The organism is Streptomyces sp. NPDC020875, from assembly GCF_040641415.1.
GTDB lineage: Bacteria > Actinomycetota > Actinomycetes > Streptomycetales > Streptomycetaceae > Streptomyces.
On record NZ_JBFADP010000044.1, the window covers coordinates 26,693 to 41,908 of the forward strand.

Below are 15,216 nucleotides of genomic sequence, written 5' to 3' on the forward strand. Positions count from 1 at the left end.
GCGGCCCTACTTCTTCGCGGCGGCGACGGCCTTGTCGATCAGCGGCAGATACCGGTCGATCGTCCAGGGCACGGTCAGCGGGTTGATGATGGAGGAGGCCGTCACGAAGGAGTTGTCGTTACCGACGACGACCGCGCCCTTCTTGACCGCGGGGATGCCCGCGTACAGCGGCTGCTTCTCGATCTCCTGGCGGTTCTTCTCGTCCGTGTAGAAGGTGAAGAGCAGATCGCTGTCCTTCAGCTTGCCCGCGTTCTCCAGACCGATCAGCGCCGAGTCGGTGCCCTTGGTCTCCGGGAACTGGTTCACCACCGGGTCGACGGTCAGACCGAGCGACGAGACCATCTTGACCCGCTGCTCCTCCGGCTTGAACACACCGAGGGTGCCGGGGCCCGTGTTGTAGACGTACGAGAACTTCAGGTCCTTGTACTGAGGACGGGTGGCCGCCGCGTCGGCGAGCTGCTTCTCGATCGTGGAGATCAGCTTCTTCGACTCCTCCGGCTTGCCCATCGCCTTGGAGATCGTCTCGATCTGCTGGTCCCAGTTGGTGCTCCACGGCAGGTCCGGGTAGGCGACCGTGGGCGCGATGTCCTTGAGGACGTCGTACTGCTTCTGCGTGATACCCGACCAGGGGGCCAGGATCAGGTCGGGGTCCAGCTCCAGGATGGCCTCGGTGTCCAGCTCCTCGCCGCCCGTGAACTGCTTGGGCAGCTTGTCGCCCTGCTTCGTCACGGCCTCGTGGATCCAGGGGAGGTAGCCGGTCTTGTCGCTGCCCCACGGGTAGCCCTCGATGCCGACCGGGGTGGTGCCGAGGGCGATCGCGGTCTCCGCCGAACCCTGGCCGAGGGTGACGATCCGCTTCGGCTCCTTCTTGATCTCCGCCGTGCCGAGCGCGCTCTTGATCGAGACGGGGAACGCGCCGCCGCCCTTCTCCGAGGAAGCGGCGGAGTCCTTCTTCTCGCCGTCGCTGTCCTTGGAGCAGCCGCCGACGGTGAGGACGACGGCGGCGGCCGTGGCCGCGGCGGCGAGCGCGCGGCGGCGCACGCGGATGAACCCGAGCATGGATGTTCCTCAAGAGTTGACTGTGGAGCGTGAAGCGCGAACGGCGCCGGTCCGACAGGAGGCGGGTTCGAGTTAGGCAAGCCTAAGCTAAGGCTGTCTTGATGTTCAACTCTGGCCGGAAATCGCTGTCGCCGCCCCCTGTTCGTCCGGTCGCCGTCTCGCCGGCCGACGGCCCGGCCGACCGGTTCCGGAACCCCGTCTCACCGGCCCGGACGGGTCCTGTACGGGCCTCGAACGGGCCCCGCCCGGCTTCGCGCCGCCCGCGTGGGGGAGGGGCCCGGGGCGGGGGGATCATTCGACCGCGCCGCCCCCGCCCGGTCCCTACGATGGTCGCCGACCGCTCATGCTCTCGAAGGACGCGGGTGAGTTCTGGATGCAGACCACGTCGTGGCGGCCGGACGCCATCGACACCACGGTGCCGAGCGTGGCCCGGATGTACGACTACTACCTGGGAGGCAGCGACAACTACGAGGCGGACCGGATCGCCAGTGAGGAGTTGTTGAAGCAGGTGCCCAGTACGCGGGTGCTCGCGGTCAACAACCGGCACTTCCTCCGCCGGGTGGTGAAGATCCTCGCCCGTGACTACGGCATCCGCCAGTTCGTCGACCACGGCTCTGGGCTGCCCACCCAGGACAACGTCCACCAGATCGCCCAGGCCGTCGACCCCGCCAGCCGGGTCGTCTACGTCGACAACGACCCCATCGTCCTCGCGCACGGCCGGGCGCTGCTCGACGAGAACGAGTACACCGCCGTCGTCCAGGCCGATATGCGGGACACCGAGGGGATCCTCGGCCACGAGGAGACCCGGCGGCTGATCGACTTCGACCGGCCCGTCGCGGCCCTCTTCGTCTCCGTACTGCACTGTCTGCCGGACCGCAGCGACCCGGCCGCCCTGCTGCGGCGGGTCGCGCGGCGCCTGGCGCCCGGCAGCTTCCTCGTCGTCTGCCAGCTGGTCAGCGACCGGGCCGAGATCCGCGGGTTCGTCACCGACTTCATGGCCGACATCACCGGCGGCACCTGGGGCCGGGTCCGCGAGGCACACGAGGTCCGGGCCTTCCTCGACGGCTACGAGATCCTCGAACCCGGTCTCGTGGAGGTGTCCACCTGGCGCCCCGACAACGAGCTGGCCCCGGTCCAGCAGACCGACGAATGGATCGAATGGGGCGGGGTCGCCCGGATCTCCTGACCGCCGACCGTCCTGTCGACCGCCGACCGCCGACCGCCGACCGCCGATTGCCAACCGCCCGCCGTCCGGCCCCGTCACCGGGGCCGGGCGGCGGTTGCGGCCGGTGGTCGCTCAGCGCGCGCCGAGGACGTCGATTTGCCGGCGCAGGACCCGCGCGGACTCCACCGGGGTCAGCGCGCACGCCCCCAGCCGGTCCAGCATGGTCCGGTACTCCTCGACCACCGCCGGCTTCTGGCTGAAGGTCGAATCCGTCAGATGCTCGATGTACACCGCGTCCTTCAGATCGCTCAGCGCGAACCGGAGAAACGTCACCCCCGTACCGATCCCGATCGTCGCCGACACGTCCAGCGGAGCGATCTGGAGGGTGATCCGGGGCCGCTCCATCAGCGCCAGCAGATGTTCCAGCTGGTCCCGCATCACCGAAGGCCCGCCCACGGTCCGCAGCAGGACCGACTCGTCCACGATCGCCCACAGCCGGGGCGCGTCCGGCAGTTCGAGCTGCCGCTGCCGCTCCTGCCGCAGCTCCACCCGGCGAGCCGTCTCCCGGGCCGGGCGACGGCCGGGCCCCGCCTTGATCACGGCCTGGGTGTACGCCGGGGTCTGCAGCAGCCCCGGGACGTAGAAGGGTTCGTACGTCCGGATCCGCTCGGCCGCGCCCTCCAGGGCGACCAGCGGGGTGAAGAAGTCCGAGAGCACATCGCTGAACGAGCGCCACCAGTCCGGCCGGTGCGACTGCTCCACGAGCCGGATGAACTCCCCGACCCGCTCCTCGCCCTCGACCTCGTACAGCCGGAGCAGCGCCAGGGCGTCCGCCCGCTTGCAGCCGTGCCGGCCCAGTTCGATCCGGCTGGTCTTCGAACGGGAGAAACCGAGCCGGGCGTCCACGTCGGCCGGGTCGAACCCGGCGGCCAGCCGCAGTTCGCGCAGTTTCCCGCCGAGGATCAGCTTGAGCGCCGTGGAGTTCTTCTCGACCGTGCCCAGGGGCCTGAGGAACCACGACTCGTGCGGATCTGCTGATGCCATGGTGTGCTCCTGCGGCGCGAGAAAGTCCTGAACGGTGGAGAAGGGTGGAGAAGGTTGGATAAATGAGGTCGGAACGGCGGCGGCGGAAAAGGAAAACGGCGAATGGGATTCACGCGGCGACCGGGAAACCGGTGGCCGGAGGCGAAGGAAAGAATCCCAGTATCCACCATCACCGCCCGCCCGGGCAGGGCCCCCGCACTCCTGCCCGGGGTTCGTTCAGCCGATGAACGCGTCGAACTCGCCGTCCCGGGCGCCGGCCACGAACGCGGCCAACTCGTCCCGGGTGTAGATCAACGCGGGTCCGTGGGGGTCGCGGGAGTTGCGGACCGCGACCGTGCCCCCGGGGAGAACGGCCAGCTCCACACAGTTGCCCGTGGCGTTGCTATGGCTGCTCTTCGTCCAGGTGACCGAAGGCAGTGCGTCAGTCCGCATGCCGTTGAAGATCCGTTCCACTGCAAGAGCCCCTCTTCGTACGGGTGTTCTGTCGTCCCACTCTCCAATGCCGGGAATCCTGGATGCAATCCCATCTGCAATTGCATTCGGGGGTACGGCCCGGACATACTCGTCCCCCGTATGGCTGTTGACGCCAAGTCGACGAACCGGTGTTCAGGGGGACATGACCCGTGCCGAACCAGCCGTCCGCACCGGCCGGGGGAGGGGGAGCGGACCCGGTACGCCCCGGCCACCCGGGACACCCCACCGGGGACCCCGGGCCCCGGCTCGCGGGATTCGCCGCCTGCGGCCTCGACGGCAAGCCCCCGAACGCCGCCCAGGCCCGCCGTTTCGTCGCCGCCACCCTCGGCGACTGGTCCCTGGACGCCCTGATCCCCGATGCCCGGCTGATCGTCGGAGAACTCGTCGGCAACGCCGTCCGGCACGCCGTCGGCCCCGGGTCGCCCGCCGACGGCGAGTACCCGGTCTGGCTCGGAGTCTTCCTCCGCTCCACCGAACTGGTCTGCGCGGTCGCCGACCCCAGCTCTCAGCCGCCCCGCCCCGCTTCCGCCTGCCACCCCGGCGCAGGCCGGGGACTCGCCCTGGTCGCCGAGGTCAGCGCCGACTGGTCCTGGGAACCGACACCACCCCGCGGCAAAACGGTCTGGGCGTCCCTGCCCCTCGCTCCCGCCGGTCCCGGCCGCGTCCGCCCGGCCGCCGCGCTCAGGACATCACCGGCAGCACCACCACGGTGACATTGTCCTGACCGCCCGCGTCGAGCGCGTACCGCACCAGCGCCCGCGCCTCGCCCAGTGGCGTCCCCGCCTCCCGGACCCGGGGCAGACGGGCCGCCGCCAACCGGGGCGAGTGGCGCCACAACCCGTCCGTGCACAGCACCAGCCGCCCCGCCTCCCGGGCCCGCCGCCCCACCACCTCCGGCTCGCCACCCGGGGCATCCGCCCCCAGCCAGGCCGTCAGCGCCTCGTGCCGTCCGCTGTCGTCCCGGGTCAGCGCCACGACCGGGCCCGTGTCGGGAACCCAGTAGGCCCTGCTGTCGCCGACGGAGGCGGCGAAGAGCCCCTCGGGCCCCACGGCCCCGACGACACAGGTGGTGGCGGGGGCGGGGCCGGGACCGGACGCCAGGGCCGTCACGGCACGGCCCGCCCTCAGCAACGCCTCCCGGAGCGCGAACTCCGGCAGTTCGCCGCCCGTCAGACGGCGTACCGCTACGGCGACGGCGGTGTCGGCGGCCAGCCGGGCCGCGCGTTCCGCGTACGGCGCCATCGACACCCCGTCGGCGACGACACCCACGGTCCACTCCCCGGCCGTCCCCGCCGTCGCCAGCGCCAGGGCGTCGGCGTTGATCTCCCGCCGGAGCCCCCGGTCGCCGACGCCCGCGGCCCCCGACGCGGTGGTGGTCTCCAGCCGGGCGCGGAAGGCCGGCCGGGCGTGACCGCAGTCCCAGCAACGGCCGTCCGGGGCGACCGTGCCGCCGCAACGCGGACACGGCCCCCTGAAGGAGCAGACGAAGCAGACGAGCCGGAAGAGGGGGACGGGGACGGGGTATCGGCCGGAGACGGCGGGGGAGGAGTCATCGACGGGACATGATGCCCGGCCGCGGCCCCGGCCGCCCGGTGTTTTCCCCGGTGCGCCGGGCCCTCCCCGCCCCGCCGTGCGGGCTCACCCGAACGGGCCTAAATTGGGGGAAGCCGTCCCCCTTTCGGCAGGAGGGCCGTCGTGCACCGTTCGTCCTTGCGATTCCGTACCGCCTGTGTCACCGCTGTCGCGGCCGGACTGCTGGCCGTACCCGCGTCCACCGGGCTCGCCCACGCGGCGCCCGGGCCCGCGGCCGTCTCCACGGCCTTCGCCCCGGCCCCGTACGCGACCACGCCACCGCCGTCCCCCGACGGCTTCCCCGTCCTCGACGCGTCGGTCGCCGAGCAGCTGGACGACGCGATCGGCGACGTACTGCGCGAGACATCGGTACCCGGTGTCACGGTCGGCCTCTGGGCGCCGGGCAAGGGCAGTTACGTCCGCTCCTTCGGTATCGCCGACAAGGCCGACCGCACTCCCATGGAGCCCGATCTGTTCACCCGTATCGGCAGCCTGACGAAGACGTTCACCGTCACCGCCCTGCTCGAACTCGTGGACCGGGGCGACGTCGGACTCGACGACCCGATCGGGAAGTACGTCGACGGGGTCCCCAACGGCGACACCATCACCCTCCGCCAGCTCGCGGGCATGCGCAGCGGCCTCTTCAACTACTCCATGGACGACGGCTTCTTCAAGGCCCTGACCACCGACCCGTACCGGCACTTCGGGCCGCAGGAACTGCTGGACTACTCGTTCCGGCATCCGGTGCTGTTCCCGCCGGGGGAGAAGTTCGACTACTCCAACACCAATCTCATCCTGCTCGGCCTGGTGATCGAGAAGGTGGGCGGCCAGCCGCTGAACCGCTTCATCCAGCAGAACGTGATCGACCCGGCCGGACTGGACGACACCGTCTTCCCCGTCGGCGCGGAGTTCCCCTCCCCGCATTCCCACGGCTACACCAACCAGACCGCGACCGGGAAGGTCGAGGACGCCACGAACTGGAACCCCTCCTGGGGCTGGGCCGCCGGAGCGATGATCTCGACCCTGGAGGATCTGCGGAGCTGGGCCCACACCCTGGCCACCGGCACTCTGCTCACCCCCGAGACCCAGGACGAGCGACTCGACTACCAGAGCACCGGTATCGAGGGCACCGGCTACGGGCTCGGCGTCTTCGAAACCGGCGGCTGGGTCGGGCACAACGGATCCCTCCCGGGATACGAGGCGGTCGCCGTCTATCTGCCCGACGCCAGGGCGACCATGGTGATCACCCTCAATACGGACATCCTCCACGACAACGCCGAACCCTCGACGCTCTTCGCCACCGCGATCACCGAGATCGTCACCCCGGACCACGTCTACGCCCTGCCCAAGACCGGGGACACCGGCTCCTCCTCGTCCCCGGCCGGTGAGTCCCCGTCGAAGTCGCCGTCCGAGTCCGCCCCCGAGTCGCCGTCGGAGACGCCCGAGTCGCCCGAGCCGCCGTCCGCGACGGACTGACCCGGCGGACTGATCGACCGGACCGGCCCGGCGGACCGATCCGGTCGCCGCCACGAGACCGAAGCCCCCACCGCCGTACGAAACCCCTCCGGCCCCGGATCACCCGCCCGGCCGCCCGGCCCGCTCCGTCCGCACCCGCATTCGAGCGATCCCGCCCCCGGTACCGGCGTGTGCCGGGGCCCGGCACCCGGCCCCGCCCCACAGTACGGACATGTCATACGAGACCCCGGCCGTGGGCCGCCGCAGACTGCTCCTGATGGCGCCCGCCGCCGCGGCCGCCGCGACCACCGCCGACCCCGCCGGGGCCGCCCCGCTCCCCATCGCCCGTACCACCGGCCACCCCGGCGCCGACGCCCGCGCCGCCCGGATCGACGTACACCACCACTACACGGCCCCCGCCTGGCTCGCCTGGGCCGAACGCGCCGGACTCGTCGACCCCGCGCAACTGCCCTGGTGGACCCGGTGGGACCTCGACACGACCCTCGCCCTGATGGACCGCGCGGGTATCGCCAAGGCCGTCGTCAGCCCCGCGATGCCGGTTCGCGGCTTCACCTCCCCGGCCCAGCGCCGGGAGAGCGTCGCCGTCGCCCTCGACGCCGCCGCCGAACTCACCGCCGCCCACCCCGACCGGTTCGCCTTCTTCACCCCGGTCTTCCCCGACGACCCGGAGACCTCCCGCTGGTCCATCGCCCGCGGCCTGGACGAACTCGGCGCCGTCGGCGTCCAGACCCGCGCCAACACCCGCGGCGTCTATCTCGGCGACCCCTCGCACGACCGGCTCCTCGCCGAACTGGACGAACGCTCGGCCGTGATCAACACCCACCCCCATGAACTCCCCGGCAGCGACCCCGCCAAGCCCGCCGTCCCCGGCATCCCCGCCTTCTACTGCGACTTCCCCCTCGACACCACCCGCGCCGCCGTCAACCTCATCCTCAACGGCACACTCGACCGCTACCCCCGGCTCTCCTTCGTCCTCCCGCACGGCGGCGGCTTCCTCCCCTTCATCGCCACGCGCATGGAGGCATTCGCCCACTTCCTCACCCCGAAGACCGACGCCGCCCGGGTCCGCGCCTATCTGCACCGCTTCTACTACGACACCGCGGCACCCCTCGGCGAACCCGCCGCCTCCGCCCTGCTCGCCGTCGCCGACCCCACCCGGATCCTCTACGGCAGCGACTGGCCCGCCAGCCCGGCCGCCACCATCACCGACATCGCCGGACCGGCCCTCGACCGGGACAGCGGACTCACCCTCCTCCAGCGCCGCCGGATCAACCGCGACAACGCCCTGCGGCTGATGCCCGCCCTCGCCGACCGCCCCCGTACCCCCGGCCGCTGAACCCGCCGCCCGCTCCCTCAGACCTCCGGCCGCGGGGGAGCGGCGGGCGGCGGCCCCAGCGTCGTCGTCCCCGGTGCCGCCCGGTAACCGAGCCCCGTGCGGTACGCGTCCATCGCCGCCTCCACCCGGCCCGTGCGGCGCAGCAGATCCCCCAGCAACCGGCAGAGATCCGCCAGATCACCACTGGCACCGCTGCGCTCCAGCAGCGCCAGCGCCTTCACATAGTGCTCCTCCGCCGCCTCGGCGTCACCGCGTTCCTCCGCGATCAGCCCCAGCAGCCGGTGCGCCCCGCCCGCGTGCACCGCGCCGTGCCGGTCGTCCAGCCGCAGCAGCGTCCCCGCGACCTCGGCCGCCTGCTCGTAACGGCCCATCCGCCGCAGCACATCGGCCAGCTCGACCTCCACCTGCGCCGTGAACAGCGCCGCCCGCCGCGCGCTGAGCATGTCCCGGGCCGTCCGCAGCTCCCGCTCCGCCAGCGCCAGTTCCCCGCCCTGCGCGTGCACATAGCCGCGCATCCAGTGGCAGTGCGCCAGATCCGTACCCAGCCGCAACTGCCGGTAGATCGTCTGCGCCTTCGCCAGCGACGCGTCCGCGTCCGCGATCCGGCCCTCGGCGAGAAACGTCCGCGCCACCTGCCGGTGCATCCCCGCCACCAGCGCCGGATCGCTCACCCTCGGCGCCAGCGACAGCGCCAGCTCCGCCGCGTGCGCGGCCCGGGCGTGCGCCCCCATGTCGATATAGGGCCCGATGACCGCCGCGTACAGCAGAACCAGCGCCTCCGGATCCGCGAGCCCGCTCTTGCCCAGCTCCTCGATCGCCGACTCCAGCAGATAGCAGGCGTACCGCAGCTCCCCGGCGAGCAGATGCGCCACCGCGCGCCCCCGGACCGCGCGCGCCCGCCGGGGCAGCGGCGCGTCGGCCAGCAGCCCCTCGGCCTCCTCGAAACATCCGAGGGCCCGCTCCAGATCACCGGTCTCCAGCGCGCAGTCACCACGCCCCAGCAGCGCCTCGGCCCGCTCAGCCGCCAGCTCCAGCCGCCCGGCCTCCGCCGCCAGCCGCTCGAACAGCTCCGCCGCCTCCACCGCCGAGCCGGTGGCCAACTCCCGCTGGGCGTCGGTGAGCGCGAGCCTCAGTTCCGTCGCCAGCCGCGCGGGCCGCCCGGTCGTCAGCTCCTCGACCGAGGTCCCCAGCCGCCCGGCCAGAAACCGCAGCGCCGCCTCGGACGGCCTGACCCGACCCGCCTCGACGGTGGAGATATACGCCGGGGTGTACGAGGGCTCGGCCAACTGGCGCTGCGTCAGACCCAATTGTTTGCGGAGCCGCTGTACCCGGCGGCCGATCCCGTCCTGGTCGTCCATCGAACCGCCCTGCACGTCGAACCCCCCCTGATCGCTCGGACTCCCAGTATCCGTCGTCGGCGACCATTGCGCGGGCCGTCAGCGGAGCCCTAGCTTAAGCGTGCCGATCATCGGATTTAACGCGTTGCTTAATTTCCTCAGGGGAGGGGCCCCATGCCCTCGTTCATCAGACGCGGAGCCATGACGGCGGCCGGAGTCGCCGCCGCCGTCACCGCCGCCCTCGCCATCGCGCCGGGCGGCGCCGTCGCGGCCGACGGACCGACCGTACCCCCGCAGGTGGAAGTGGAGATACCCGGCCCGGAGCAGGGCACCGCCGCCGGTTCCGGCCACACCCTCGTCCCGGCCGAGGGCCGCGACCGCCCCGCCCCCCGGCTCTCGGCCGCCGAGACCGCCGCCGACGGCCGGGTCACCCGGCTCGCCGGAACCGGCTCCACCGACGACCGGCTCGACATCGTCGTCCTCGGCGACGGCTACACCGCCGCCGAACTGCCCCGATTCCACGAAGACGCCCGCAAGATCTGGGAACAGACCGCCGCCGTCGAGCCGTACACCACCTACCGCGGCCTCTTCAACGTCTGGGCCGTCGACGCCGTCTCCAACGAATCGGGCGTCACCGGCGACCCGGACCGCGCCACCGTCCGCGACACCGCCATCGGCTCCTACTTCTGGTGCGCCGACATCGAACGGCTCCTCTGCGTCGACCAGACCAAGGTCGACCGCTACGCCGCCAAGGCACCCGAGGCCGACCTCGTCGTCGTCCTCGCCAACAGCGCCAAGTACGGCGGCGCCGGTTACAACGAGCCCAGCCAGAGCCTCGGCTACGAGGGCATCGCCACCGCCTCCGCGGGCAACCCGCGGTCCGGACTGGTCGCCATCCACGAGACCGGGCACTCCCTCGGCAAACTCGCCGACGAGTACTTCTACCCCGGCTACCCCGGCTACGAGCAGTACACCGGATCCGAACTCCCCGATGTCAACATCTCCACCCTCGGCGCCGACGCCATCGCCGCCCAGCGCGTCAAATGGCACCGCTGGCTGGGCGAGCCGTCCCCCGACGGCGGCACCGTCGGCGCCTACGAAGGCGGCGGATACTTCGTCAAGGGCATCAACCGCCCCACCGACAACTCGATGATGCGCTCGGTCGACAAGCCGTTCAACCTGCCCGGCACCGAGGCGATGATCGCGGGCTTCTACCGCCACGCCGAGCCCGTCACCGCCGTCACCCCCACCGACCGCGTCCTCCGGCTCCGCCACACCGCCGAGGCCGCCCCGGTCGAACTCGCCCCCGCCGACGGCCGCCAGCTGACCGTCCGCTGGTACCTCGACGGCAAGGAACTGCGCCGCTTCGCCGGCCGCGACCAGGTCAGGATCGCCTCACTGACGCCCCGCCTGCTCGATCTGCGGGCCCACAAGCTGACCGTGAGCGTCGAGGACCGTACGCCCTCGGTCCGCGACCCGAAGATCGCCGCCACCATGAAGGCGTCCATCACCTGGACCGTCCGCCTCTGACGGCGTGCCGGGACCGGTGATCCCCGACCCGGGCCCGCCCGGCCGGACTTCCCCTACCGGCCCTTCCCCACTGGTGTTCCGTCCCGCGCCGCCCGCCGCCCGGGGCGGGACGGAACACCAGTCCATTCCCGGGCAGGCATACGCGCCCGTCCCCACCCCCGGGTAGCGCCGCGCCGTTTCCCCTCCCCGGCCCGCCCCGCTTCCGTACCGTGACCCCCAGTGGGAACGCGGCGGACCGCGTCGCGCACACACGGGGAGGACCGCGTGGACAGGGAAACCCGCCGGGAGCTGGCCGCCGAGATCCACACCGAGCGCGAACGGCTGCTGCCGCTGCGCGCCAGGGCGACCAGAACGACGATCGCCCTGGTCAGACAGAACACCGAACAGCCACCCGAACTGGTGCCCTACCTCAATCTCGCCTTCCTCCTCGGCGTCCGCCGCACCCAGGGCCCCGACGCCGTCCTGGCCTTCGCGCTCTCCCTCGCCAACTGGGCCGTCGCCACCGTCGACGAGGTGGCCCGCTGTACGGGACGCACCGCCGAGCAGGTCATCGACCAGTACGAGACCGACATCATGGCCGTCCACGCCGAACCCGACGACGGCTGAGACCCGGGGACGGCACGGACGCGACCCGGGCGGGCTTGACTTCGAGCGCACTCCAGCAGGAAAGCTCCATGACGAGCCCGTGGGAACACCGCACGGGCCGGGGCCGCGCCCGGTCGCGCCCCCGCAGAGCCCACCGGAAGCGAAGGCCCCATGGAGTACCGCCAGATCGGCACCGACCCCGCGACCCGCCGCACCGTGAGCGTGCTCAGCCTGGGCGCGATGCTGTTCGGCACCCGTACCGACGAGAAGACCGCGTTCGCCGTCCTGGACCGCTACGTGGAAGCGGGCGGCACGTTCATCGACACCTCCAACAACTACGCCTACTGGCTCGACGGCAGCCAGGGCGGCGCCAGCGAGCGACTTCTGGGCCGCTGGCGGCGCAGCCGGGGCGTCGGCGACGAGATCACCATCGCCACCAAGCTCGGCGCCCGCCCCCTCGCCCCGGGCACGGGCTGGATCGACAACGGCGAGGGACTCTCCGCCGAAACCATCAGGACCGCCGCCGAACAGAGCCGCGAACGCCTCGGTATGGAGCGGCTGCCCCTCCTCTACGCCCATGTCGACGACCGGGTCACCCCCGTCACCGAGACCGTCGAGGCGTTCGCCGCCCTCGTCGCCGAAGGCACCGTCGGACTCCTCGGCGTCAGCAACCACTGGTCGTGGAAGGTCGAGCGGGCCCGCGCCGTCGCCGCAGCGAAGGGACTGCCCGGCTACGAGGTCCTCCAGTACAGCCACAGCTATCTCCGCCGCCGTACCGACATCCCCGACGCCGCCTCCCAGGACGGCCCGTTCGGCGTGGTCGCCGGAGACTTCCTCAGCTACCTCCGCGCCGAGCCGGATCTCGCCATGGTCGCCTACAGCCCGCTCCTCGGCGGCGCCTACAGCCGGGACGACCGCCCCTTCGGCGACGATCTGAACCACCCCGGCACCCCGGCCCGGCTCGCGGCCCTCGACGCGGTGGCCGCCGAGACCGGCGCCACCCGCAACCAGGTCGTCCTGTCCTGGCTGATCGGCGGCGAGATCCCGTTCATCCCCCTGGTCGGCGCGTCGTCCGTGGCGCAGCTCGACGAGAGCCTGGCGGCGGTCGACCTCACCCTCACCCCCGACCAGCGCACCCGCCTCGACACGGCCTTCTGACCCGGGGAGCGGGGGAGCGGGGGGAACCGTACGATCAGCCGGCCGAGGCGGTTGCCCGGCGCCCCTGCCTCACCCGCATACGTCACCCGATCGCACCCAGCCGCCCAGATTCTCGTCGTCCGTGCCCAGCACGGCCGTGGACGCGTCCGCCCCGCAGGCCACCGCCTCCACCTTGTGACCGCCGAACACCCCCAGCCGGACCGGTCGCTCGCGGAGGTACGGCGACGGCTCCCCGTCCGTACCCACCCGCACCCGGCCGAGGTCGTACACGGCGCTGCGGAACGGCCCGTCGTCACCCGGGTCGGAAGCCGCGGCCGTCACCAGCCGCCCCGTGACGGTGATATCCGCGTCGCTGATGTGCCGTACCCGCTCCGACGGGTACGGCACCGTCACCTGCACCGAACGCGGAACTCCGAAGCGCAGCCCCGGCCACTCCAGCCGGGCCAGCCGGAGCCCCGCCGGATCTGCGTCCTGACCCCGGTGCGCCCAGACGGCGATCAGCCGACCGCCCTGCCGCACCAGGGCGAAGGACTCGTAGTTCTCCCCCTTCTCCCCGGTCTCCCCGGCGGCGACCCCGGGCACGGTGAACTCCCGCACCACCCGGACCGAGCGGGGCCGCAGCCGCAGGTGATAGCCCCGGCCCGAACTCTCCAGCGCGACGAACTCGCCGGGACGGCCCGGGACATCGCTCAACGCCTCCAGATCGACCGGGAGCCGGGGTCCGTCCCACCGCAGCCGCCGGACCTCGGCGGCCCCGGCCGCTCCGATCCGCAACCGCGACACCCGGGGCTCACCCGCGTGCTTGTTGTCGTGTACGGCGAGCAGCTCACCGGATCCTCTCCCCGGGTCCACCTCCGCGATACCGCTGATCCCGGAGGTGATCCCCGGGCCCGTGACCACCCATCCGTCGTCGGCCGCGGCCGGACCGGGGGCCGCGCAGGCCACGGCGACGACGGCGGCGACGGCACACCGGCCGAAGAACTGAAGGCGTGTCATACGCCGCACCGTAGGGCGGACCAACTCCTTCCGGGCCGCGACAGCCCGCCCGGTCCTCCCAACGGCCCCGACCCGTCACCCGCCCCGCGCAGCCGACGGAGCCGTACGGGATCACCGGGGCGATGCCGTCACACCGGACGGTGCTGCGGACGGCTCTCCGCCGGGGCCGCCCCGGTCCGCCGGGCCGCCACCGTCCGTGCCGCCCCGGCCACCACGAGCGCCAGCGCCACCAGCGCCGCGCTGGACCACGGGGCCGACCGGTAGCCCAGCCCGGCACCGATCGCGGCACCCGCGACCCCGGGACCGATCGCGGCACCCGCGTTCAGCGCCGCCGTGGCGTACGAACCGCCCAGCGTCGGCGCCTCGGGCGCCGCGTACACGGCCAGGGTGATCAGCGTCGACCCGACCGCGAACGACAGCAGCCCCAATACCAGGACCAGGACCAGCGCCGCCGGCCCGTACCCGGCCGACAGGGCGAAGACGGACCAGCCCGCGAGGAGCCCCGCGCCCCCGGGCACCAGCAGCCGCATCGGACGGCGGTCGGCCGTCCGGCCGCTGACGGTGACCCCGGCGAACGCGCCGACACCGAACGCCACCAGCACGACCGGCATCCAGTGCTCGGCGAACCCGGCGACATCCGTCATCACCGGCGCCAGATAGGCGAAGGTGGCGAAGGTGGCCGCGTTCATCAAGGCCGCCACCGCCAGGGTCACCAGCAGCCGGGGCCGCCGCAGCGCACGCAGCTCGCGCCGGGCGCTCGGCACCCCGGCACCGCCGACGGCACCCACCGCGCCCCCGGTCCCGGCCGGGCTCTCCGCCGAGCCGTCCGTACCCGGCCTCCCGCCCGGGATCGACCGGACGATCGCCAGGACCACGGGCAGACAGATCAGCGCCACCGCCCAGAATGCCGCACGCCAGCCCCACAGCTGACCGAGTACCGCGCCCGCGGGCACACCTGCGACGATGGAGAGGGTGATCCCGGAGACCAGGACCGACACGGCCCGCCCCTTGGCATCGGCGGGCACCAGACCCGTCGCGGTGGCCATACCGACCGCGATGAAGCCCGCGTTGGCCAGCGCGCCGACCACCCGGGTGGCCAGCAGGACCCCGAAGTCCGAGGTCAGCGCGCCCACGACATGGGCGGCGACGAAGACCGCGAGAAAGACCAGCAGCGCCCGCCGCCGGGGCCAGCGCAGACTCAGGACCGCCATCAGCGGTGCGCCCGCGATCATTCCCATGGCGAAGGCCGAGGTCAGCGCCCCGGTCGCGGCCACCGACACATCAAGGTCGGCGGCGATGTCCGGGGCGAGCCCCGAGAGCATGAACTCGGACGTGCCCTGCGCGAACACGGCGAGCCCCAGCATGTAGACAGCGAATGGCACAGCACACTCCACAACCCGGACCGGGTCGTCGACAGGCCGCGGCGCACCGCGCGGCCACCCCGGGCCGGACCGGACGGGGGCCGCCATGACGACAACCGTCCG

At 72.6% G+C, this 15,216-nt stretch carries 14 protein-coding genes; 7 read left to right on the top strand and 7 right to left on the bottom strand.

Annotation, left to right across the window (positions count from 1 at the left end; genetic code table 11):
• Positions 1-6 precede the first annotated feature (6 nt).
• On the bottom strand, positions 7-1,059 hold the full coding sequence (locus AB0G74_RS24150) for an iron-siderophore ABC transporter substrate-binding protein (RefSeq protein ID WP_361149779.1): 1,053 nt from the start codon (positions 1,057-1,059) through the stop codon (positions 7-9).
• A gap of 373 nt (positions 1,060-1,432) precedes the next feature.
• Between AB0G74_RS24150 and AB0G74_RS24155 the strand changes: the two genes are divergently transcribed.
• Entirely contained in the window at positions 1,433-2,245 is an 813-nt protein-coding gene (locus AB0G74_RS24155) for an SAM-dependent methyltransferase (protein WP_361149881.1), read from the top strand.
• Between the two features lie 111 nt (positions 2,246-2,356).
• On the opposite strand, the gene AB0G74_RS24160 is transcribed toward AB0G74_RS24155, so the two are convergent.
• Positions 2,357-3,268, bottom strand: a complete 912-nt coding sequence (locus tag AB0G74_RS24160) for a helix-turn-helix transcriptional regulator (protein ID WP_361149782.1) — start codon at positions 3,266-3,268, stop codon at positions 2,357-2,359.
• Between the two features lie 216 nt (positions 3,269-3,484).
• Positions 3,485-3,700, bottom strand: coding sequence for a DUF397 domain-containing protein (locus tag AB0G74_RS24165; protein WP_361149785.1), 216 nt, complete (start codon positions 3,698-3,700; stop codon positions 3,485-3,487).
• A gap of 191 nt (positions 3,701-3,891) precedes the next feature.
• Here AB0G74_RS24165 and AB0G74_RS24170 point away from each other — a divergent pair, with 191 nt between their 5' ends.
• On the top strand, positions 3,892-4,455 hold the full coding sequence (locus AB0G74_RS24170; protein ID WP_361149788.1) for an ATP-binding protein: 564 nt from the start codon (positions 3,892-3,894) through the stop codon (positions 4,453-4,455).
• Here the strand turns inward: AB0G74_RS24170 and AB0G74_RS24175 are convergent.
• Positions 4,424-5,125: a PP2C family protein-serine/threonine phosphatase gene (locus tag AB0G74_RS24175; RefSeq protein WP_361149884.1), complete on the bottom strand. Its 702-nt coding sequence runs from the start codon at positions 5,123-5,125 to the stop codon at positions 4,424-4,426. The two genes, AB0G74_RS24170 and AB0G74_RS24175, sit on opposite strands and share 32 nt — an antisense overlap.
• 327 nt (positions 5,126-5,452) lie before the next feature.
• Here AB0G74_RS24175 and AB0G74_RS24180 point away from each other — a divergent pair, with 327 nt between their 5' ends.
• Complete coding sequence (locus AB0G74_RS24180) at positions 5,453-6,790, top strand: serine hydrolase domain-containing protein (RefSeq protein WP_361149790.1); 1,338 nt, start codon at positions 5,453-5,455, stop codon at positions 6,788-6,790.
• A gap of 211 nt (positions 6,791-7,001) precedes the next feature.
• On the top strand, positions 7,002-8,126 hold the full coding sequence (locus AB0G74_RS24185) for an amidohydrolase family protein (protein ID WP_361149793.1): 1,125 nt from the start codon (positions 7,002-7,004) through the stop codon (positions 8,124-8,126).
• Between the two features lie 17 nt (positions 8,127-8,143).
• On the opposite strand, the gene AB0G74_RS24190 is transcribed toward AB0G74_RS24185, so the two are convergent.
• Positions 8,144-9,484 (bottom strand): helix-turn-helix transcriptional regulator, encoded by a 1,341-nt coding sequence (locus AB0G74_RS24190; RefSeq protein WP_361149795.1) that lies wholly within the window; start codon positions 9,482-9,484, stop codon positions 8,144-8,146.
• A 153-nt stretch (positions 9,485-9,637) separates the two neighbouring features.
• Between AB0G74_RS24190 and AB0G74_RS24195 the strand changes: the two genes are divergently transcribed.
• From AB0G74_RS24195 to AB0G74_RS24205, 3 genes are all read left to right on the top strand, one after another.
• Positions 9,638-10,993 carry a M64 family metallopeptidase gene (locus AB0G74_RS24195; RefSeq protein ID WP_361149798.1) on the top strand — a complete coding sequence of 452 codons (1,356 nt, stop codon included), beginning with the start codon at positions 9,638-9,640 and terminating at the stop codon, positions 10,991-10,993.
• 264 nt (positions 10,994-11,257) lie between these two features.
• Positions 11,258-11,599, top strand: coding sequence for a hypothetical protein (locus tag AB0G74_RS24200; protein WP_361149800.1), 342 nt, complete (start codon positions 11,258-11,260; stop codon positions 11,597-11,599).
• 150 nt (positions 11,600-11,749) lie between these two features.
• Positions 11,750-12,736, top strand: coding sequence for an aldo/keto reductase (locus AB0G74_RS24205; RefSeq protein ID WP_361149802.1), 987 nt, complete (start codon positions 11,750-11,752; stop codon positions 12,734-12,736).
• Between the two features lie 69 nt (positions 12,737-12,805).
• Here the strand turns inward: AB0G74_RS24205 and AB0G74_RS24210 are convergent, their stop codons facing one another.
• Positions 12,806-13,732 (bottom strand): hypothetical protein, encoded by a 927-nt coding sequence (locus AB0G74_RS24210; RefSeq protein ID WP_361149805.1) that lies wholly within the window; start codon positions 13,730-13,732, stop codon positions 12,806-12,808.
• A 128-nt stretch (positions 13,733-13,860) separates the two neighbouring features.
• Positions 13,861-15,114: a Cmx/CmrA family chloramphenicol efflux MFS transporter gene (locus AB0G74_RS24215; protein WP_361149807.1), complete on the bottom strand. Its 1,254-nt coding sequence runs from the start codon at positions 15,112-15,114 to the stop codon at positions 13,861-13,863.
• Positions 15,115-15,216 lie beyond the last annotated feature (102 nt).